Raw genomic sequence first — 20,905 nt, forward strand, 5'->3', positions numbered from 1 at the left:
GGAATGCTGCGTGGGCGGATCCCAGTTCGTGCATCTGCACAATCACACCGAGTTCTCGATGCTCGACGGGATGGCGCAGATCGACCCGCTGTTCGCGGAGGCCTCCCGGCTCGGCATGCCGGCGGTCGGGATGACCGACCACGGCAATATGTACGGCTCGTCGGACTTCTACAAGCAGGCCGTCAAGACCGGCATCAAGCCGATCATCGGGATCGAGGCGTACGTCGCCCCCGAGTCGCGGTTCAACAAGAAGCGCGTGCTGTGGGGCGAGAAGAACCAGAAGAGCGACGACGTCGCGGGCTCCGGCGCGTACACCCACATGACGATGGTCGCCGAGAACGCCACCGGCCTGCGCAACCTCTTCCGCCTGTCCTCGCTGGCCTCCTACGAGGGGCAGCTGGGCAAGTGGGCGCGCATGGACGCCGAGATCCTCGCCGAGCACTCCGAGGGGATCATCGCCACCTCCGGCTGCCCCTCCGGTGAGATCCAGACGCGGCTGCGCCTGGGCCACAGGAAGGAGGCCTACGAGGCCGCGGAGAAGTGGCAGTCGATCTTCGGCAAGGACAACTTCTTCCTCGAGTTGATGGACCACGGGATCGACATCGAGCGCAGGGTCCGCGAGGACCTCCTCACGCTCGGCAAGGACCTGGGGATGCCGCCGTTGGTGACCAACGACTGCCACTACGTCACCCGCGAGCAGGCCCACTACCACGAGGCCATGCTCTGCGTGCAGACCGGAAAGACCCTCGCCGACGAGAACCGCTTCAAGTTCGACGGTGACGGCTACTTCCTCAAGTCCGCCGACGAGATGCGCGCCCAGTGGGACACCGAGGTCCCCGGCGGCTGCGACAACACCCTGTGGATCGCCGAGCGCGTCCAGCCGTACGACGACATCTGGGCCCCCAAGGACCGGATGCCCAAGTTCCCCGTCCCCGACGGCGAGACCGAGGACACCTGGCTGGCCAGGGAGGTCCAGAAGGGTCTGGAGTGGCGGTTCCCGGACGGCGTCCCGCAGGAGTATCTCGACCGCGCCGCGTTCGAGCTCGAGGTCATCAAGGGCAAGGGCTACCCCGGCTACTTCCTGGTGGTCGGTGACCTCATCGAGCACGCCCGCTCCATCGGCATCAAGGTCGGACCCGGCCGAGGCTCGGCCGCCGGCGCCCTGGTCGCGTACGCGCTGAAGATCACCAACATCGACCCGATCGAGCACGGGCTGCTGTTCGAGAGGTTCCTCAACCCCGAGCGTCCGTCGGCGCCGGATATCGATATCGACTTCGACGACCGCCGTCGCGGCGAGATGATCCGCTACGCCTCCGACAAGTGGGGCGCCGACAAGATCGCCCAGGTCATCACGTTCGGCACCATCAAGACCAAGGCCGCCATCAAGGACGCCGCGCGCGTGAACTTCGGCCAGCCCGGCTACGCGATCGCCGACCGGATCACCAAGGCACTGCCGCCGCCGATCATGGCCAAGGACATCCCGCTGTCCGGGATCACCGACTCCAAGCACGAGCGCTTCGGTGAGGCCGCCGAGGTCCGTCAGCTCATCGAGACGGACCCCGACGTCAAGCGGATCTACGACACGGCCCGCGGGCTCGAGGGCATGGTCCGCCAGGCCGGCGTGCACGCCTGCGCGGTGATCATGTCCTCCGAGCCGCTGCTCGACGTGATCCCCATGTGGAAGCGCGCGCAGGACGGCGCCATCATCACCGGCTGGGACTACCCGTCGTGTGAGGACATCGGCCTGCTCAAGATGGACTTCCTGGGCCTGCGCAACCTCACGGTGATCGGCGACTGCCTGGAGAACATCAAGCTCAACCGGGGCGAGGAGATCGACCTCGACGTCCTGAGCACGGACGACCCCGCGACCTACGAGCTGCTCGCCCGCGGTGACACGCTGGGCGTGTTCCAGCTCGACTCCGGCGGCATGCGCGAGCTGCTCAAGCGGATGAAGCCCACCGGCTTCAACGACATCGTGGCCGCCCTCGCCCTGTACCGCCCCGGGCCGATGGGCATGGGGACGCACTGGAACTACGCCGACCGAAAGAACGGCAAGCAGGAACTGGTGCCCATCCACCCCGAGCTCGAGGAACCGCTCCGGGAGATCCTCGGCGAGACCCACGGCCTGATCGTGTACCAGGAGCAGATCATGGCCATCTCCCGCGAACTCGCGGGATACACGGCCGGTGAGGCCGACGGCTTCCGTAAGGCCATGGGCAAGAAGAAGGCCGAGGTGCTGGCCGCCGAGTACGAGAAGTTCTCCGGCGGCATGTTCGAGCGCGGTTTCTCAAAGGACGCCGTCGACGCACTGTGGGGCACCATCGAGCCCTTCGCCTCGTACGCGTTCAACAAGTCGCACGCGGCCGGCTACGGCCTCGTCTCCTTCTGGACCGGCTACCTCAAGGCCAACTACCCGGCCGAGTACATGGCCGCGCTGCTCACCTCCGTCGGCGACGACAAGGACAAGGCCGCCCTGTACCTGTCCAACTGCCGCCAGATGGGCATCAAGGTCCTGCCGCCGTCGGTCAACGAGTCGCGGACCAACTTCCTGTCGGTGGGCACGGACATCCGCTTCGGACTGGGCGCGGTGCGCAACGTCGGCGCCCAGGTGGTCGACTCGATCGTCGCGGCCCGCGAGGCGAAGGGCGAGTTCGGCGACTTCTCGGACTACCTGGCCAAGATCGACCAGACCGCCTGCACCAAGAAGGTCACCGAGTCGCTCGTCAAGGCCGGCGCCTTCGACTCTCTCGGCCACCCGCGCAAGGGACTGTTCCTGGTCCACGCCGACGCGGTGGAATCGGTGATGTCCACCAAGAAGGCCGAGGCGGTGGGTCAGTTCGACCTGTTCGGCGGGGGAGATGACGCCGAGGCCGACTCGGGCTTTGGCGACGTCTTCGCCGTCCGGGTCCCCGACGAGGAATGGGACATCAAGCAGAAGCTCGCCCTGGAACGCGAGATGCTGGGTCTGTACGTGTCCGGGCACCCGCTCGACGGGCTCGAGGCCGCCCTGGAGGCCAAGACCGACACCACCATCGCCACCATCCACGAGGGCGAGCTCGCGCACGGCACCGCCGTGACGATCGGCGGGATCATCTCCGGCGTCGACCGGCGGGTCAACAAGAACGGCGAGCCGTGGGCGATCGTCACCATCGAGGACTTCAACGGCAGTGTCGAGGTGCTGTTCTTCCCCAAGACGTACCGTCTCGCGGCGATGGACATCGCCGAGGACGCGGTGGTGCTGGTCAAGGCGCGCATCAACATCCGTGAGGACCGCGTCTCGGTGTTCGGCGACACCCTCGAGGTGCCCGACCTGGTCGTCGGTGGCAACGGGGCGCCGCTGGCGCTCACGCTGCCGACGCGGATGTGCACCATCGAGACCGTCACCGCGCTCAAGCAGGTCCTGGGGCGGCACCCCGGACCGTCGGACGTGCACCTGCGGTTGGTCAACGGAAGTTCGTCGACCGTCCTGCGGCTCGATGACCACCTGCGGGTCGAGACCTCGTCCTCGCTGATGGGCGATCTCAAGGCGCTGCTCGGCCCCGGCTGCCTCACGGGCTGACCGGGTTGACGGTGATCGTGGGCGCGGTGGGACACTGGTGGCTGTGACCGTCACCGATTCCGCCACGACCCAGGTCGTCACCCCCGACGACATCGATGCCGCCGCCCGCCGGATCGGTGACGTGGTCCGGTGCACCGACCTCCAGGTCAGTGAGCGGCTGAGCGAGCAGACCGGCGCGCACATCCTGCTCAAGCGGGAGGACCAGCAGGACGTCCGCTCGTACAAGATCCGCGGCGCCTACAACCTCATGGCGCAGCTGAACAGTGACGAGCGCAGTGCCGGCGTCGTGACGGCCAGCGCCGGCAACCACGCCCAGGGCGTCGCCTTCGCCTGCCGGGTGCTGGGCATCAACGGCCGGATCTACGTGCCGACCAACACGCCCAAGCAGAAGCGCGACCGGATCCTCGCCCACGGGCGGAACTCGGTCGAGCTCGTGGTGACGGGGACGAACTTCGACGCCGCCCAGACCGCCGCCCGAGCCGACGCCGCGCGCACCGGGGCGACCATGGTCCCGCCGTTCGACCACCCCGACACCATGGCGGGACAGGGCACGATCGCCGCCGAGATCCTCGCCCAGCTCGACGAGACGCCCGATGCCGTGGTGGTCCCCGTCGGCGGTGGCGGGCTGGTCGGTGGGCTGGCGACCTACCTCGCCGAGTACGCGCCGGACTGCAAGATCATCGCCGTCGAGCCCACCGGGGCCCCGTCCCTGACCCGGGCGCTCGAGGCGGGGGAGCCGGTCACCCTCGACACCGTCGACACCTTCGTGGACGGCGCCTCCGTCGCACGGCTGGGGGAGTTCCCGTTCGGGGTCATCTCCTCGATGACCGAGCGGATCCAGGTCCTCACCGTCGACGAGGGCGCGGTCTGCACCGAGATGCTGGAGCTGTACCAGAACGAGGGGATCATCGCGGAGCCCGCCGGGGCACTGGCGGTGACCGCGCTGGAGCAGCTCGAGATCGACGAGGGTGCCACCGTCGTCTGCCTGGTCTCCGGTGGCAACAACGACGTCTCGCGGTACAGCGAGATCATCGAACGCTCCCTGGTCCACAAGGGACTCAAGCACTACTTCCTGGTGAAGTTCCCGCAGGAGCCCGGCCAGCTGCGCCGCTTCCTCGACGAGGTGCTGGGGCCCGAGGACGACATCACGCAGTTCGAGTACCTCAAGCGCAACAACCGCGAGTACGGCGCCGCGCTCGTGGGCATCGAGCTGGGCTCGGCCACCGGCCTGCACTCGCTGCTCGAGCGCATGGACGCCTCCCGCATCGACTGTGAGCGCCTCGAGCCGGGCACCGCGGCGTACGAGTACCTGACCTGACCTGATTTCACGCGCGGGCGGCGTCCACCGTGACGTCGTCTCAGCGCGTCCGCAGCACCGCGAAGCCGAACGCCTGGCAGAACACCGAGTCGTCGTCGGCGACCGCCCCCGAGGCGAACACCGCCTCGCCGGCTAGCGGGACCCGCGACGGCTCGGTGCCCAGGTTCACCACCAGCGCCAGCGACCCGCGGTGGACCACGAGCCATCGGTTGTCGTCGGCCTCCACCCCGCAGTCGACCCTGACCGAGCCCAGCCACGGGTCGCTGAGCTCGGGCTCGGCCTTCCGCAGAGCGATGAGCGCACGGTAGGTCCGCAGGATCTCGGCGTGCTCATCGACCGACTGCTCCGTGCGGTCGAGCACCGAGCGACGGAACGTCTCCGGATCCTGCGGGTCCGCCACCGTGTCCGGATCCCAGCCCATCGCCGCGAACTCGCGGGTCCGGCCCTCACGCACAGCCTCGGCCAGCTCCGGCTCGGGATGCGAGGTGAAGAAGCAGAACGGCGTCCGCGCGCCCCACTCCTCACCCTGGAACAGCATCGGCGTGAAGGGCGAACAGAGGACGATGGCGGCCTTGGCCAACTGCTGCTGGGGCGTGAGGTTCATCGACGGCCGGTCGCCGGCCGCGCGATTGCCCACCTGGTCGTGCGTCAGCGTGTAGGCCACGAACCGCGACCCCGGCACCCGGCTCACATCCAGCGGCCGCCCGTGCACGCGCCCGCGGAACGTCGAGAACGTCCCCGCGTGCAGGAACGCACCCGTGAGCACCTGTCGCAGCGACTCGAGCGACCCGAAGTCGGCGTAGTAGCCCTGCCGTTCCCCCGACACGGCGGCGTGGACGGCGTGGTGCACGTCGTCGTCCCACTGCCCGTCCAGCCCGAGGCCGCCACCTTCACGCGCGGTGACCGTCCGCGGATCGTTCTGATCCGACTCGGCGATGAGCGAGAGCGGCCGCCCGAGATGGGTCGCCAGCGACTCCACCTCCACCACCAGTTGCTCCAGCAGATGCACGGCCGAGGCGTCGTGCAGCGCGTGCACCGCATCCAACCGCAGCGCGTCCACGTGGAACTCGTCGAACCAGCGCAGGGCGTTGTCGATGATGTGGCGCCGCACCTCGCCCGAGTGCTCACCATCCAGGTTGAGCCCCGACCCCCACGGACCGTCCGCGGCCGACAGGTACGGCCCGAACTCCGGCAGGTAGTTCCCGGACGGCCCCAGGTGGTTGTAGACCACGTCCAGACACACCGCGAGCCCTCGAGCGTGGCAGGCGTCGACGAACTGCTGGAACGCGTCCGGCCCGCCGTACGGCTCGTGCACCGCGAACCACGCCACCCCGTCGTAGCCCCAGCCGTACTCGCCGTTGAACGCATTGAGCGGCATCACCTCGACCATGTCCACGCCCAGCTCGACCAGCTCGTCGAGGTGCTCGATCGCGCTGGTCAGCGTTCCGCCGGCCGAGAACGTGCCCACGTGCATCTCGTAGATCACCGATCCGGCAAGCTGCCGTCCCGTCCACGCCTGGTCCGTCCAGCGGGACTCCTCGAGGCGGTGTACCCGAGACAGCCCGTGGACCCCGTTCGGCTGACGCGGCGACCGCGGGTCGGGCCGCGGCGGGCTGACCTCGTCGTCGTCGCCGGTCACCACGAACCCGTAGTCCCTGCCCTGCTCCCGGGGGATGCCGGACGTCCACCAGCCGCCCGGGGCGCGGCGCATCGGGACCGGGTCGGCGTCGGGGGAGTCCAGCACCAACCCCACCGCGCGGGCCCCGGGCGCCCAGACGGAGAACATCTCGTCGCGCGGGTCGGCGCCGGCGGGGACGGTCGTGGCGGTCGCGCTCGTGTCGGGCGGGGTCGCTTGGCTCGGTGAGGTCACACCGCCCAGCGTAGGGAAAACGCGCCGCCGCGGGGAGGGGCGAACGACACCCGTAGGCCGAACTGCGCGCATCAACGACCGACGGCGATACTGGGGCCATGACAGAGTCCCCGCCCCGCGTGCTCCGGCTCACCGCCGGACCGGACGTGACAGGGGAGTACGAGGAGAAACGCTCCAGGTTCGTGGCCGTGCTGAGACGGTGCGACGACGAGGAGGACGCCCGCGCCCTGATCGCCGAACTCCGGGCGGCGCACCCGTCGGCTCGCCATCACTGCAGTGCCTTCATCGTGGACGTTCCCGGGGCCAGCCGAATCGAGCGGTCAAGCGACGACGGTGAACCCTCCGGCAGCGCCGGCACCCCCATGTTGGACGTGCTGCGGGGACGTGGCCTCACCGGGGTGTGCGCGGTCGTGGTCCGGTGGTTCGGCGGCACCAAGCTGGGCACCGGCGGGCTGGCGCGGGCCTACTCGGCGGCGGTGTCCGGGGCGGTCGACGCCGCGTGGCGGGACCGTCGCGTGGCGGAGGTGACCCGCACCCCCGCGTGGACGGCCGAGGTCGACCATTCCGTGGCCGGTGGCCTCGAGGGTGCGCTGCGCTCCGCCGGGGCCCGGGTGAAGGATGTCGACTACGGCCGGCGCGTGCGGTTGACCGTGGCGGGCGAACTGGACGTGGTCGGGCCGATCCTGGCCGCGCGCACCTCCGGCGGGGTCGAGTGGGAGACCGCCGGGGTGGCCACCACCGAGAACGCGGCAGTTCGCCGGGATGTGGAATCCTGACTACATGAGCATGCAGCCCTACCAGCCGAACTCGATCGAACAGCAGAAGCAGCAGGTCCGCAAGGATGCGCGCACCACCGCTATCGCTCTGGGCGTGACGGCCGTGTCGCTGCCGATCGCGCTGTTCGCGAGCTCGTTCTTCACCGTGGTGGCGATCCTCGCCGCCATCGTGGCGATCTACAACGGCAACAAGGTCCGCAAGGCCATCTCCGGCAAGCCCGATCAGAAGCGCGAGCTGTACTGACGCCAGCCGTGCTGATCCGGCTGCGGCCCGGGTGGGCGCAGTCGCGGCGACGGCTCAGCCGAGCCCGGATCAGGCGAGCCCGCCGCAGCCGAGCCCGGCTCAGCCGCGGCGGCCTCAACCGTGGCGGCGCACCACGTCGGTCAGGTCCGCACGCTCGGCCCGGAACGAGTTGGCGGGGTGGTCCGCGTCGGCGTGGCCGAATGCGATCCCACAGACGATGAGGCGGTCCTCGGGGATCTGCAGGTGCTCGCGGACCGCATCCGAGTACAGAGCGATCGCTGCCTGGGCGCATGTGGCGACGCCCAGCGATGTGGCAGCTGCCAGGAACGTCGACACGTAACCACCGCAGTCCACCGCCCCGTACGTGCCCAGGCCCGCGTCCGAGGTGATCACCGCGACGTGCGGGGCGCCGAAGAAGCGGTAGTTCTCCAGCATCTGACGCAGCCGGGCGTCCTTGTCAGACCGCTCGATGCCGAGCGCCGAGTAGAGCCCGAAGCCGCTCGCCCGGCGGCGGTCGCCATACACACCGTCATACCGCTCCGGGGCGGGAAAATCCGAGCGCATGTCGTTGGAGAGCACATGGTCGGTGAGATGCTTGCCGAACGCCGCCGTGGCCCGCCCCGTCACCAGCTCCACCTGCCAGGCCTGCGAGTTGCACCACGACGCCGTGCGCTGGGCCATCCGGAAGATCCGGTCGATCGTCTCCTCCGGGACCGGCTCGGAGGTGAATCCGCGGCAGCTGTAGCGGTCGTCGAGGAGCTGCTCCAGCGTGGCGGCGGCGTCGGTCATGGGCCCTCCAGGGGAACTCGTTCCAAAGTGTGAGCCCAGTCTCGCACGGGCCCCAGGCGGGCTTGGCAGGGGCTGTAGCCGCCAGCGCTGCCACCGCCGCCTCGCCAGCCCCACCCGCACCCGCGCCTCCCCGCCGCCGCCGAGCACAACCAGAGCCACGGGACCAGGGGACCATCGACTGACCTGTGTGATTCTGCCGGACCCGAGGGATCCCGCAGGTGAGACGGAATCGGACAGGTCAAAAGGCGTCGCCCGCGCTCTCGGAAGGCGCCGCTCGCAGGGCGGGGGTCCAACGGGAGCGGCGGTGCCCGTTATCCACAACCGCTGCCGCCTCCACAGGCGAGCAGGAATCAGGCGTCCGGACCCCGGTCCAGCGCGGTGACTCGGTGATCATCAGCGTGTGCACGAGATCAGCGAACTCCGTCAGATGGTGCTGACGACCGACGAATTACTCGGCCGGGGCATCTCCAGCCAGTCGCTCAGCCGATCGGTGGCCTCCGGAGAACTGGTCAGGCTGCGCCCCGGGTTCTATGTGGAGGGCACCGCCAAGGAGCTGCCCCGGGAGTCCCGTCACCTGCTGGCGGTGTTGGCGGCGGATGCCGCCCTGGACTCGCCCGTGTTCTCCCACTCGTCTGCCGCTCTGGTGCACGGGTTGCCTGGATGGGGTCTGCCACTGCGGCGGGTCACCACCTCGGCTCCGGGTGACAAGGGCCGCAGCCGTACGTCGCGTCTGGTCACGCACCACACGGGAAGGCTCGACGACGAGGACGTCACCAGAATCGACGGGCTGCATGTGACGACCGCGCCGAGGACTCTGGTGGATGTCGCGCTGTCGACGGGAAGGGACGCTGCGGTGTCGGTCGCGGACGCCGCCGGGAACCGTGGACTTGTCACCGACCCGGATGTGGAACTCGCGTTGCAGCAGGCCTCGGGACGAATGGGGGTCAAGAGAGCTCGGGCGGCGTTGAGCCTGGTCGACAGTCGGAGTGAGAGCGTGGCGGAGACGCTGAGCCGTCTGACGTTCCTCGATCACGGGCTGCCCACGCCGGAGACCCAGGCGAACATATTCGACACCCACGGCAATCGCATCGCCCGGGTGGACTTCTTGTGGCGTGAGTTCGGGGTGATCGGGGAATGCGATGGTTTCGGCAAGTACTTCGACGGTGCGGACGGGCCCGAACTCAGACGCCGACTCGCGCGCGAGAAAGACCGCGACGCCGAGTTGCTGGCCCTCGGCTATCGGGTCCTGCACTGGCGGTGGGCGGATCTTGAACAACCGCGCCTTCTCGCCGAGCGGATTCGGAGAGTCCTCTACCCGGCCGCCGCGTGAGCCGAGGACACGCGGAGTGAACCGGGGAATCACGGAGCGGCCCTGTCTCGGCCAGCCCCACCCCTCTCACCCGCCCGGCCCTTCGCGACAAGCCATCCCGACTGACCTGTGTGCTTCTGCCTGACCCGTGGGGCCCCGCAGGTGAGTCGGAATCCGACAGGTCTGGTTGCGGGCACGTCGCGGTTATCCTCGGCCCCATGAGTGTTCGGGTGGACGCGTGGACGTGGTCGGTGCGGTTGTTCCCGTCGCGGACCAAGGCGGCGGCCGCCTGCCGTGGCGGGCACATCAAGGTCAACGGCGAAGCGGTGCAGCCGTCGAAGCCCGTCGTTCCCGGCGACCGAGTGCAGATCACCGGCGCACTGGGGCGGGTCCGCATTCTCGAGGTGGTGACGACGATCAAGAAGCGGGTCGGTGCCCCGGTGGCCGCGACCTGCTACATCGATCACTCGCCCCCGCCGCCGCCCAAGGAGGTCCTGGCCTCCCAGCCGCGGCGGGAGCGGGGAGCCGGGCGGCCCACCAAGCGGGAGCGCCGCGAGACCGACCGACTGCTGGGCCGCGACTGAGGGCCCCGCGACTGAGGCCCCCGTGCCGCCGCGCCGCCGCGCCCCCGCCGGTCAGCCTCCCTCGCGGACGATCACCACGACCGCCGACTCGCTCAGCAGCTCGCCGAGATCGACGCGGCCCGAGATCGGCGTCCCGTCCGGGCGGACCGCCCAGGTCCCCTGCGGTAGCAGCACCACGGACCCGGTGAACTCCTCGGCGGGCAGTGCCGCGGTACGCCGCCGCGCGATCATGCCGACCGCCGGCCGTCCGTCGACGGACCGGGTGAACGCCACCACGTCCGAGGCGGCCGGACCCTGCACGGGCAGCGGCACGTACGCCCCGCCGGTCAGGGCCTCCGGATGCGCCCGCCGCAACCGCAGCAGCTCGCGGACCAGCACGAATTTGGGGTGTCCCGCACGGGCGACGGCGCCGGAGCGCAGTGGCCCGTAGTCCACGAACCGGCGGTTGTCCGGGTCGACGAGGGAGTCCTCCCACACCTCCGTGCCCTGGTAGACGTCCGGGATGCCGGGGCCGAGCAACTGCACGGCCTTGGCGACCAGCGAGTTGTCGCGGCCGGCCGGGGCGATGCGCTCGACGAACGGCCCCAGCAGCCCGCCGCCGGAGTCGATCAGCGTGTCGATCCACCGGTGCACACCGGACTCGAAGTCGGCGTCCTGACCGGTCCAGGTGGTGTGCACGGCGGCCTCACGCAGGGCCTTGTCGGCGTAGTCGTGCAGGCGCGACCGCAGGTCGTCTGTGGGCCCGCCCAGCTCGGGCCAGACGCCCACGATCACCTGGAGGAGGAAGTAGCCCGCGTCCTCGGCGGGCGGCGGGAACTCGTCGAACACGCGCGTGACGAGGTCGGCCCACTCGTCGGGGAGCTGCGAGAGCACCGAGATCCGGGCGCGGACGTCCTCTCCGCGCTTGGTGTCGTGGGTGCTCAGCGCCGTCATCGCCAGCGGGGTGGAGCGGGCCCGTTCGGCCATGGCGAGGTGGAACGCCTCGACGGGCATCCCCATCCGGCCGGGCGAGCCGCCGACCTCGTTGAGCGAGACCAGTCGCGCGAGCCGGTAGAACAGCCGGTCCTCCTCGGCCTTGGCGGTGGCGGCGCCGGTGACCTGCGCGAGCCGGGTCGAGGCCTCGCCGCCGCGGGCCAGTGCTGCGGCCACGAGCCCCAGGGCGGGCACCAGTTCGGGCCGGTCGCGGCGCAGTCCCCCCAGGATCGTGGGCAGGGTGCCGCGCAGGACGGGGTAGTCGGCCCGGTAGAACGGCGTGCGCGCGACGACGGAGATCAGCGTCTCCCGGAGGGCGGCCTCGTCGACGTCGTCGCTCGCCGGGCCGTCCAGCCCGACCGCCACCTCGCGACGAACCGCGCGCGCCAACCTCGCGAGCTCGGGAGCCAGGTCCTCCGCCACGATCTGCCGTTTGAGCTCGGCGGACTGCGCGTGCACCTGCTCCTCGTCACCGGGGTCGCCGGTGTAGCGCCGGGCGAGCTCGGACAGCCGGGCCTCGCCGGAGGCGTCGACGAGCAGCTGATCGATGAACCGCAGGGCGTCGTAGCCGGTGGTGCCGTCGACGGGCATGGCGGGTTCGAGGACCTCGGGTGGGGTCGATTCGGTACCGGGCGCGAGGATCTTCTCGACCAGCAGGACGCGGTCGTCGCCGGCGAGTGCCCGCAGCCGTCGCGCGTACCCGACCGGGTCGGACAGTCCGTCGGGGTGGTCGACGCGGATGGCGTCGACGAGGTCCTCCTCGCACCAGCGCCGCACCTCGGCGTGTGTGGCCTCGAAGACCTCGGGGTCCTCCTGGCGCAGCCCGGCGAGCCCGGTGACGGTGAAGAACCGCCGGTAGCCCAGCAGCGGCTCGCGCCAGTGGACGAGCCGGTAGTGCTGGCGGTCGTGGACCTCCCGGGCGGTGCCGTCCCCGGTGCCGGGGGCCACCGGGAACCGGTGGTCGTAGTAGTGCAGCTCGGCCTCGCCGGAGGGGGAGTCTCCGGGGGCGACGACGACGAGGTCCGCCACATCGTCCGGTGTCCCCAGGACGGGGATCGCGATCCTGCCGTCGGCCCCGTTCGCCTCCTCGGTGTCGAAGTCGAAGAACGAGAAGTGCGGCGAGTCGGGGCCCCGCCTCAGCGCGTCCCACCACCACGGGTTGGCGGCCGGCTCGTCCACACCGAGGTGGTTCGGGACGATGTCCACCACCAGGCCCAGCTCGTGGGCCCGGCACGCCGCGCGAAGGGAGCGCAGTGCGTCGATCCCGCCGAGTTCGGCCGAGACGGTGGTGGGGTCGACGACGTCGTAGCCGTGGGTGGAGCCGGGAGTGGCGGTCATGACGGGCGAAAGGTACACCGCGCCCACGCCGAGGTCGGCCAGGTAGGGCACGAGCTCCTCGGCGTCGGCCAGGGTGAAGCCTCGGCCGTCGGGGTCCGAGGCGGGGGTGCGCAGCTGGAGGCGGTAGGTGCTCGCCAGCGCGGCGCCCCGGCTCGGCCCGGCCCCGGTCCCTGTCTCGTCCTCGGCGGCCATGCTCAGCTGACCTTGCGCAGCACGATCGTGCCGCGGTCGGCCACGGTGATGGTGCCGTCCGAGCTCAACTCGTCCGCGCGCTCCTCGAGATGGTCGGCGGTGTCCAGGACGACCTCCCACTTCTCGGCGTAGTCGGCGCCGAGCAGGGAGAACTCGATGGGCTCGTGGTGGGCGTTGAACAGCATGAGGAACGAGTCGTCGACGATCCGCTGACCGCGCACGTCCGGCTCGTGGATCCCCTCACCGTTGAGGTACACGGCCATGGACTTTCCGAACCCGGAGTCCCAGTCCTTGCTGGTCATCTCCGAGCCCTCCGGGGTGAACCACCCGATGTCCTGCGGTTCCTCCTCACCCCGCAGCGGGGAGCCGAAGAACCGGCGGCGACGGAACACGGGGTGGTCCTTGCGCAGCTGGACCAGGTTCCGGGTGAACTCCAGGAGGTCCTGCTTCTCCTCGTCCAGGTCCCAGTCCATCCAGGAGATCTCGTTGTCCTGGCAGTAGACGTTGTTGTTGCCGCCCTGGGTGCGGGCGATCTCGTCGCCGTGGGCGATCATCGGCGTGCCCTGCGACAGGATCAACGTGGTGAGGAGGTTGCGCCGCTGGCGGTGGCGCAGCTGGACGATCTCGGGGTCGTCGGTGGGGCCCTCGACCCCGCAGTTCCAGGAGCGGTTGTGGCTCTCGCCGTCGTTGCCGTCCTCACCGTTGGCGTCGTTGTGCTTCTCGTTGTAGCTCACCAGGTCGTTGAGCGTGAACCCGTCGTGGGCGGTGACGAAGTTGATCGACGCGTTGGGACGACGACCGGTGTGCTCGTACAGGTCCGAGGACCCGGTCAGTCGCGAGGCGAACTCGCCCAGGGTCGCGGGCTCGCCGCGCCAGAAGTCGCGCACCGTGTCGCGGAACTGGCCGTTCCACTCGGTCCACAGCGGTGGGAAGTTGCCCACCTGGTAGCCGCCCTCGCCGACGTCCCAGGGTTCGGCGATGAGCTTGACCTGGCTGACGATGGGGTCCTGCTGAACGAGGTCGAAGAACGAGGACAGCCGGTCGACGTCGTGCAGGCCGCGGGCCAGGGCGGAGGCGAGGTCGAAGCGGAAACCGTCGACGTGCATGTCGAGGATCCAGTAGCGCAGCGAGTCCATGATGAGCTGCAGAGAGTGCGGGTGCCGGACGTTGAGCGTGTTCCCGGTGCCCGTGTAGTCCATGTAGTGCTGCTCGTCGCCCTCGACCAGCCGGTAGTAGGCCTGGTTGTCGATACCGCGGAAGCCGATGGTGGGGCCCATGTGGTTGCCCTCGGCGGTGTGGTTGTAGACCACGTCGAGGATCACCTCGATATCGGCTTCGTGGAAGGCCTTGACCATGGCCTTGAACTCGCTGACCGCGTCGCCGGGCCGGTCGGAGAACGCGTACTCGTTGTGGGGCGCCAGGAACCCGAAGCTGTTGTAGCCCCAGTAGTTGCGCAGGCCCATGTCGATGAGTCGTTGGTCCTGCATGAACTGGTGCACCGGCATGAGCTCGATCGCGGTGACGCCCAGGTCGGTGAGGTAGTCGATGATCGCCGGGTGGGCCATCCCCGCGTAGGTGCCGCGCATCTCGGCGGGGATGTCCGGGTGCGTCGCGGTCATGCCCTTGACGTGCGCCTCGTAGATCACCGTGTTGTGGTACTCGTGCCCGGGGGCGCGGTCGTTGCCCCAGTCGAAGTACGGGTTGATCACGACGGTGGTCATGGTGTGCCCGAGGGAGTCGTCGGTGTTGCGCTCGTCCGGGTTGTCGAGGTCGTAACTGTGCAAACTCGGGTCCCCGTCGAAGGAGCCGTCGAAGGCCTTGCCGTACGGGTCCATGAGCAGCTTGGACGCGTCACACCGCAGGCCGTTCTCCGGTTCGTACGGCCCGTGGACGCGGAACCCGTACCGCTGACCGGGCGTCACGCCGAACAGGTAGCAGTGCCAGATGTGGTAGTCGACCTCGACGAGCTCGATGCGCTGTTCGCCGCCGTCGTCGTCGATCAGGCAGAGCTCCACGCGCTCGGCGACCTCCGAGAACAGGGAGAAGTTCGTGCCGGTGCCGTCATAGGTGGCCCCCAGCGGGTAGGGGGTACCGGGCCAGGCTCGGATGAGCTCCGGGGCGGACTGCGTCTCGTCGTCTTGGGTCACCCGACCCAGGGTAGTGCCTGAGGGCCGTCCGGACGTCGCCGTGCAGGCGGAGGCGGGTCACCGCCAGCCCATCACCACCAGCCGGTCGCGGGTCCCAGCTGACGCGCCAGCTCCCCGGAGGCGGACCGGACCCACGAACCCGAGAGGTGGTGGGAGTCGTGGTAGACGATCACGTTGCCGACCACGGCGGGGCAGTCCTCGGGGTCGCACAGGCCGTCGGTGAGGTCGAGCAGCCGCACCGAGTCGAGGCCCGCGGCGGCGATCGCGGCGGGGTTGATGGGGGAGATGGACCGCTCCCGCGGCATGCCGCACTCTTCCGGGGTGCCGCCGGCACCGAGGCAGTCGCTGGCGCGGATGGGTCCGCGTCCCTGGTTGAGCCACGGGGTGTCGCGGATGGCGATGACGCCGATGCCCTGCTCGCCGAGCGCGCGCCACAGGTCGACGTATTGGCGCGGCGTGACGTCGGGGCCCACGACCCCGACCGGGCGCGTGGCCGTGGTGAACACGAAGTCGGGATCCAGTCCGACGAGGGCGGCGAGTGCCTCCGGGGTCCACTCCGCGCAGCTCTCGTACAGCGGTTCATCGCCGTCGGAGACCGAGGCGTCGAGCGTGAGGGGGCAGCCCATCTTGAGGACGGTGACCACCCGGAAGCCGTAATGCCGGCCGACCTCGTCGAGGCCGCTGATCCAGTGTTCGGCGTGCGACCCGCCCGTGAGCGCGATGGTGCGGGGGGAGGTGACGTCGCCGTACACGCACATCTCGACCTCCGTCGACTCGAAGGTCGAGATGCAGCCGTCCATGGTGCTGGCGGGGAGGTCGTTGCCGACCTGGAGCAGGGAGGGTACGTAGGGGGCGTCGTCGGGTGCGGGGACGCCCTCGAAGAACGCCCGCGCTCCGGGGTGGTCCGGGTCGGTGAGGGAGTCGACGTACGGGACGGACGAACGGGAGCCGGAGGTGGTGCTCCACCAGCCGACGGTCCCCAGGCTGGCGACGACGGCGGCGACGACGACGACGCTCGCCCCCACGAATCGCTTCTGCTCACGGGCCGAACGGGCCGGGCCGCCCCGCTGCCGGTCGCGTGCCGCCGCCGCCGGGGTGGTGCGTCCTCGCGCCCGGCTGGCCATGCGGAGCGGGCGCTCGACGTACTTCTCGGTGAGGAGCGCCAGCACGAGCGAGACGACGATGATGGTCAGGCCGGAGACCAGCGTGATCTCGGCTTCGCGGTCGTGGGACAGCCACAGGATGAGCAGCGGCCAGTGCCACAGGTACAGCGAGTAGGAGATGTCGCCGAGCCGCCGGAACACCCGTCCGGACAGGAGCCAGGTGACGGGGTCCTTGGCCGGGGTGGCGCGCTGCCCGACCGGGAGGTTGCCGCCGAGGATGATGAGCAGGGCGCCGCCGATGGGGTACCAGGCGAGCGGGCCGGGGAAGTGGGCGGCGCCGTCGAAGAAGAAGCCGGTGCTCACCACCAGGAAGAGTCCGGCGACGGTGGTGAGTAGCCGCAGGGGCCACGGCAGGACGATTCCGGCCAGCAGGATGGCCACCAGGCCGCCGATGAGCAGTTCCCACATGCGGGCGCCGGTGTCGTAGTAGTTCCACGCCTGGTTGTCGGCCTGTCCGAGGACGGCCCACCACACCGAGGCGGCGGTGCCCGCGGCGACGATGCCCACGAGAAGCCACTTCGGGGTGCCCCTGCGGACGATCAGGCGCCAGAGGGCGGTCCCGCCCAGGATCACCGCCAGGGCGACCACATAGAACTGGCCCTGCACGGACATGGACCACAGGTGCTGCAGCGGGGAGATGGTCGCGTCGGCGGCGGCGTAGTCGGACGCGGTCAGCGCCAGCTCCCAGTTCTGGTAGTACAGCAGCGAGGCGACGGTCTGCTCGAAGATCGTCGACCATTGGGTGGGCGGCTTGACGAGCACTGTGCCCAGCACGGTGGCGGCGATCGTCACCACCAGCGCCGGGTACAGCCTGCGGACAAGCCGCTTCAGGTGGGGAAGCGGGGAGAGCGGCGTGCCGGGGTCGCCGGCGCCGCGCAGGAGCGAGCCGAGGAAGAAGAAGCCGGACAGGGTGAGGAAGACGTCCACGCCGCCGGAGACCCGGCCCATCCAGATGTGGAAGATCACCACCAGCGCGATCGCGAGGCCACGCAACCCGTCGATGTCGTGTCGGTAGGCCATCTTCCCGCGGCGCCGCCCAGCGGGCGCGGGAGGAGAGATGGTGGCCACTGGCGGGTACTTCCTGACGTGTCGTCCGGTGGGTCGGTAGGGGCCCGGCCCGGCGTCCGGGCACCGTGCCGTACACCGGCGGAGCCGGGTCCGATTACACCACAACGGGTCGGCACCACCGGCGTTGGTACAGTCCGTGCGCATGACCAGCCCGTCGTCGTCGACATCGTCGTCCCCGCCGTCGTCGACCACGGCCCCGCACCGCGGCGGTGCGGCCCGATTCGCGGCGTCGACCCTGCTCGGCGTGGTGGGCCCGTTCGTGGTCGCGCTGCTGCTGTGGATCGTCGCGGCGCCCCGGGCGGAGCTGCTGTCGGTGGGCGACGGCCGGGGGCTCCGGCTACCGGACTCGGGGGTGGACGGTGGCAGTCAGCTGCTCGTGTTCATCGTCCTGTCGGGGTTCGCGACCGTGTGTGCGGTCATGGTCCTGTGGCGGCGTCACACGCACCTGCGGCGGCCGGATGGCGTCCCGGCGCTCGTGCTGCTGCCGGGTGTGGCCTGCGCGATCGCGGCTGCGGCCGCGACGCCTCTGGCAGACGTGGTCGCGGCGCCCCCGGACGACGTCCCCTACGGCGAGGTGGTCCGGCAGGCTCCGGCGGTCGGGAGTCTGTTCTTCGACCGCATGGTCTTCGGCACGTCCGGCCCGTCATGGGACTGGTTCCCGCCGGGGCTCGACTGGATGGTGTTCGGGGTGATGATCGCGGCGTTCACGGTGGCGGTGCTGGCGTACCTCGGCGACCCCGAGGCACCCGTCAGCCCACCCCCGCCGGCGGCCGCAGCGTAGCGAACTGGTCGGTGATCCGGAGGCGCCGTTCGGCGAACGTGTACAGCGCCGCCGGCCGGCCGCCCGTAGGCCCGGGGGGAGCGCTGCGTCCGCACCGCACGAGCTCACCGCGGCGGGTCAGGACGCGCTGGAGGTTGGTCGGGTCCACCGGGTGGCCGAGGGCGGCGCCGTAGAGCTGCGCGAGGTGCGACAGCGTGAACTCCACGGGCGCCAGGGCGAACCCCAGGGTGGAATACGAGAGCTTGGCGGCGAGGCGGGCGCGGGCGCGGGCGACGATCTCGGCGTGGTCGTAGACGGTGTCGGGGAGATGGTCGACCCGGAACCAGGCGGTGTCGTCGGGGATGGCGGGATCCGCATCGCTGGGCAGGACACCGAGGAATCCGGAGGCGAACACGCGCCGGCCGGGTATGCGGGCGGGGTCCGAGAATTCCGCGACCGATTCCAGGTGGCTGAGCGAGCGTACGTCGACCTTCTCGGCGAGCTGCCGCGTGGCGGAGGCGGGCAGGTCCTCGTCGTCGCGGACCTCGCCGCCGGGTAGCGCCCACCGGCCGGCGGCCGGCCCGAGCGAGTGCTGCCACAGCATCACGTGGAGCGCCGGTGCGGTGGAGCCGGGGGTCGGCCGGACCTGGGTCACCACGACGAGCACCTCGTGACCGGTGTTACACTGCATCATGTTTTCGATTGTAAGTCGAAAACGGGGCCGGTGGCGTATCGGCCCGGAGAAACGACCCGGGAGGGGGCAGCGATGAGCACTGCCACAGGACACGGCACGACGGTCGCGCCGCGGCCGGACACCACCGTCGGGCGGCTCGACTCGCCCCTGGCCGCGAGGATCCGCCATGACGGCTCGGTGTACACGGGCGTCGAGCCCGACTCGGAGTGGGCCGCCGAGATCCGCCGCCTCGCCGCCGAGCGCGACGCGGTGATCCTCGCCCACAACTACGAGGTCCCCGCCATCCAGGACATCGCCCACCACGTGGGGGACTCCCTGGCCCTGTCGCGCATCGCCGCGGAGGCCGAGCAGTCGACCATCATCTTCTGCGGCGTCCACTTCATGGCGGAGACCGCCAAGATCCTCTCCCCGGACAAGACCGTCCTCATCCCCGACGAGGCCGCGGGCTGCTCACTGGCCGATTCCATCACCGCCGAGCAGTTGGCCGAGTGGAAGTCCGAGCACCCGGACGCCGTGGTGGTCTCCTACGTCAACACCACCGCCGCGGTGAAGGCCCTCACCGACATCTGCTGCACGAGCTCCAATGCGGTCGAGGTCGTCGAGTCGATCGACCCGGGCCGCGAGGTGCTGTTCCTTCCCGACCAGTTCCTCGGTGCGCACGTCCGGCGCAAGACGGGCCGCGAGAACGTCCTCGTGTGGGCGGGCGAGTGCCACGTCCACGCGGCGATCAACGGTGACCAGCTCACCGCCAAGTCGGAGGCCCACCCGGGTGCCGAGCTGTTCGTCCACCCCGAGTGCGGCTGCGCGACGAGCGCCCTGCACCTGGCCACCGAGGGTGCGGTCCCCGCCGATCAGGTCAAGATCCTGTCCACCGGAGGGATGGTCGACGCCGCCCGCGCCTCGGGGGCCAGCGAGGTCCTCGTGGCGACCGAGATCGGGATGATCCACCAGCTGCGCAAGGCCGCGCCCGAGATCGACTTCCTGCCGGTCAACGACCAGGCCAGCTGCCCCTACATGAAGATGATCACCCCGGCCGCGCTCCTGCGCGCCCTCGTCGAGGGTGCCGACGAGGTGCACGTCGATCCCGCCACGGCCGAGGCCGCGCGCGGGTCCGTCGAGCGGATGATCGCCATCGGCAACCCGGGGTCGGGGGAGTGAGCGGCGCTGCACCCGGGGCCGACGACGACGAGCTCTTCGATCCCGACACCCGTGCGGACGCCCTGATCGCGGTCCGTCGTGCCCTCGAGGAGGACCTGCGATACGGCCCGGATGCCACGTCGCTGGCGACGGTGCCCGCGGACGCCCGTGCCACGGCCCGCCTCGCGACCCGATCCGACGGCGTCGTGGCCGGGCTGCCACTGATCGAGATGGTCCTGGCCGAGGTGCTCGGCCGGGCCGAGCCGGGGCGGGCGGATTTCTCGGTGACGCGCCACGCCCGCGACGGAGACCGCGTCTCGGCCGGCGACGTGGTGGCCGAGATCAGCGCCCCGACACTCGGTCTGCTCACCGCCGAGCGGACCCTGCTCAACCTCGTCTGTCACCTGTCGGGGGTGGCGACCGCGACCCGGGCGTGGGCCGACGAGCTCGCCGGCACGGACTGCGCCGTCCGCGACACCCGCAAGACCATGCCCGGCATGCGACTGCTGCAGAAGTACGCGGTGCGCTGCGGCGGCGGGGTCAACCACCGACTGGGCCTCGGCGACGCGGTGCTGGTCAAGGACAACCACGTGGTGGCCGCCGGCGGGGTGCTCCCGGCGTTGGCCGCGGTCCGCGAGCGCTTCCCCGACCTGCCCTGCGAGGTCGAGGTGGACTCCCTGGAGCAGCTCGACCAGATGTTGGACGCGGGCGTGGACCTGGTCCTGCTGGACAACTTCCCCGTCTGGCAGACCCAGATCGCGGTCCAGCGCCGCGACACGGTCGCACCGGGCACCCGCCTGGAGTCCAGCGGCGGGCTGACCCTCGACGCGGCCGCCGACTACGCCCGCTGCGGGGTGGAGTTCCTGGCCGTGGGGGGCCTGACCCACTCCGTCGCGGTGCTCGATCTGGGGCTGGACATGTGAGGTCCGCCCCACCGCCGCCTTCGGGCTCGGGCGACGGGCCGCTGTCCGCGTAAAGTCGAGGA

15 protein-coding genes are annotated in these 20,905 nt (G+C 70.4%); 9 read left to right on the forward strand and 6 right to left on the reverse strand.

Annotation, left to right across the window (positions count from 1 at the left end; all coding sequences use genetic code 11):
- The first annotated feature begins 10 nt into the window (after positions 1-10).
- Positions 11-3,559, forward strand: a complete 3,549-nt coding sequence (dnaE, locus tag VZF99_RS06115) for a DNA polymerase III subunit alpha (RefSeq protein ID WP_119192934.1) — start codon at positions 11-13, stop codon at positions 3,557-3,559.
- Positions 3,560-3,602: 43 nt separating this feature from the next.
- On the forward strand, positions 3,603-4,877 hold the full coding sequence (gene ilvA / locus VZF99_RS06120) for a threonine ammonia-lyase IlvA (protein ID WP_082923776.1): 1,275 nt from the start codon (positions 3,603-3,605) through the stop codon (positions 4,875-4,877).
- 40 nt (positions 4,878-4,917) lie between these two features.
- Here ilvA and treZ read toward each other — a convergent pair whose 3' ends face one another.
- Positions 4,918-6,747 (reverse strand): malto-oligosyltrehalose trehalohydrolase, encoded by a 1,830-nt coding sequence (gene treZ, locus VZF99_RS06125; RefSeq protein ID WP_407335901.1) that lies wholly within the window; start codon positions 6,745-6,747, stop codon positions 4,918-4,920.
- 98 nt (positions 6,748-6,845) lie between these two features.
- On the opposite strand from treZ, the gene VZF99_RS06130 reads away from it, so the two are divergent.
- Both VZF99_RS06130 and VZF99_RS06135 read left to right on the forward strand, forming a co-directional pair.
- A complete protein-coding gene (locus VZF99_RS06130) occupies positions 6,846-7,523 on the forward strand; it encodes an IMPACT family protein (RefSeq protein ID WP_407335902.1) in 678 nt (225 codons plus the stop codon).
- Positions 7,524-7,527: 4 nt separating this feature from the next.
- Positions 7,528-7,767 carry a hypothetical protein gene (locus VZF99_RS06135; RefSeq protein WP_067713823.1) on the forward strand — a complete coding sequence of 80 codons (240 nt, stop codon included), beginning with the start codon at positions 7,528-7,530 and terminating at the stop codon, positions 7,765-7,767.
- 114 nt (positions 7,768-7,881) lie between these two features.
- On the opposite strand, the gene VZF99_RS06140 is transcribed toward VZF99_RS06135, so the two are convergent.
- Positions 7,882-8,556 (reverse strand): nitroreductase, encoded by a 675-nt coding sequence (locus tag VZF99_RS06140; protein ID WP_407335903.1) that lies wholly within the window; start codon positions 8,554-8,556, stop codon positions 7,882-7,884.
- A 400-nt stretch (positions 8,557-8,956) separates the two neighbouring features.
- Here VZF99_RS06140 and VZF99_RS06145 point away from each other — a divergent pair, with 400 nt between their 5' ends.
- Together VZF99_RS06145 and VZF99_RS06150 are read left to right on the forward strand one after the other, a co-directional pair.
- Positions 8,957-9,886, forward strand: coding sequence for a type IV toxin-antitoxin system AbiEi family antitoxin domain-containing protein (locus VZF99_RS06145; RefSeq protein ID WP_407335904.1), 930 nt, complete (start codon positions 8,957-8,959; stop codon positions 9,884-9,886).
- 197 nt (positions 9,887-10,083) lie between these two features.
- Positions 10,084-10,449 carry an RNA-binding S4 domain-containing protein gene (locus tag VZF99_RS06150; protein ID WP_407335905.1) on the forward strand — a complete coding sequence of 122 codons (366 nt, stop codon included), beginning with the start codon at positions 10,084-10,086 and terminating at the stop codon, positions 10,447-10,449.
- A gap of 51 nt (positions 10,450-10,500) precedes the next feature.
- Here VZF99_RS06150 and treY read toward each other — a convergent pair whose 3' ends face one another.
- From treY to VZF99_RS06165, 3 genes are all read right to left on the reverse strand, one after another.
- Positions 10,501-12,951: a malto-oligosyltrehalose synthase gene (gene treY, locus VZF99_RS06155; protein ID WP_407335906.1), complete on the reverse strand. Its 2,451-nt coding sequence runs from the start codon at positions 12,949-12,951 to the stop codon at positions 10,501-10,503.
- Between the two features lie 2 nt (positions 12,952-12,953).
- Positions 12,954-15,098: a glycogen debranching protein GlgX gene (gene glgX / locus VZF99_RS06160; RefSeq protein WP_253003493.1), complete on the reverse strand. Its 2,145-nt coding sequence runs from the start codon at positions 15,096-15,098 to the stop codon at positions 12,954-12,956.
- Between the two features lie 71 nt (positions 15,099-15,169).
- On the reverse strand, positions 15,170-17,329 hold the full coding sequence (locus VZF99_RS06165; protein ID WP_407335907.1) for an acyltransferase family protein: 2,160 nt from the start codon (positions 17,327-17,329) through the stop codon (positions 15,170-15,172).
- 142 nt (positions 17,330-17,471) lie between these two features.
- On the opposite strand from VZF99_RS06165, the gene VZF99_RS06170 reads away from it, so the two are divergent.
- Positions 17,472-18,110 carry a hypothetical protein gene (locus VZF99_RS06170; RefSeq protein ID WP_185951775.1) on the forward strand — a complete coding sequence of 213 codons (639 nt, stop codon included), beginning with the start codon at positions 17,472-17,474 and terminating at the stop codon, positions 18,108-18,110.
- On the opposite strand, the gene VZF99_RS06175 is transcribed toward VZF99_RS06170, so the two are convergent.
- Positions 18,079-18,783, reverse strand: coding sequence for an NrtR DNA-binding winged helix domain-containing protein (locus VZF99_RS06175; RefSeq protein WP_069389992.1), 705 nt, complete (start codon positions 18,781-18,783; stop codon positions 18,079-18,081). The genes VZF99_RS06170 and VZF99_RS06175 overlap by 32 nt on opposite strands.
- Positions 18,784-18,855: 72 nt before the next feature.
- Here VZF99_RS06175 and nadA point away from each other — a divergent pair, with 72 nt between their 5' ends.
- Both nadA and nadC read left to right on the forward strand, forming a co-directional pair.
- Complete coding sequence (gene nadA, locus VZF99_RS06180; RefSeq protein WP_096905622.1) at positions 18,856-19,941, forward strand: quinolinate synthase NadA; 1,086 nt, start codon at positions 18,856-18,858, stop codon at positions 19,939-19,941.
- The gene (nadC, locus tag VZF99_RS06185) at positions 19,938-20,843 is read left to right on the forward strand and encodes a carboxylating nicotinate-nucleotide diphosphorylase (RefSeq protein WP_067713848.1); all 906 of its coding nucleotides are present in this window, start codon (positions 19,938-19,940) and stop codon (positions 20,841-20,843) included. The genes nadA and nadC overlap by 4 nt, the downstream gene beginning before the upstream one ends.
- Positions 20,844-20,905: the final 62 nt, after the last annotated feature.

Origin of the sequence: Dietzia kunjamensis (genome assembly GCF_045689975.1) — a bacterium.
In the GTDB taxonomy this organism is placed as follows: Bacteria; Actinomycetota; Actinomycetes; order Mycobacteriales; family Mycobacteriaceae; genus Dietzia; species Dietzia kunjamensis.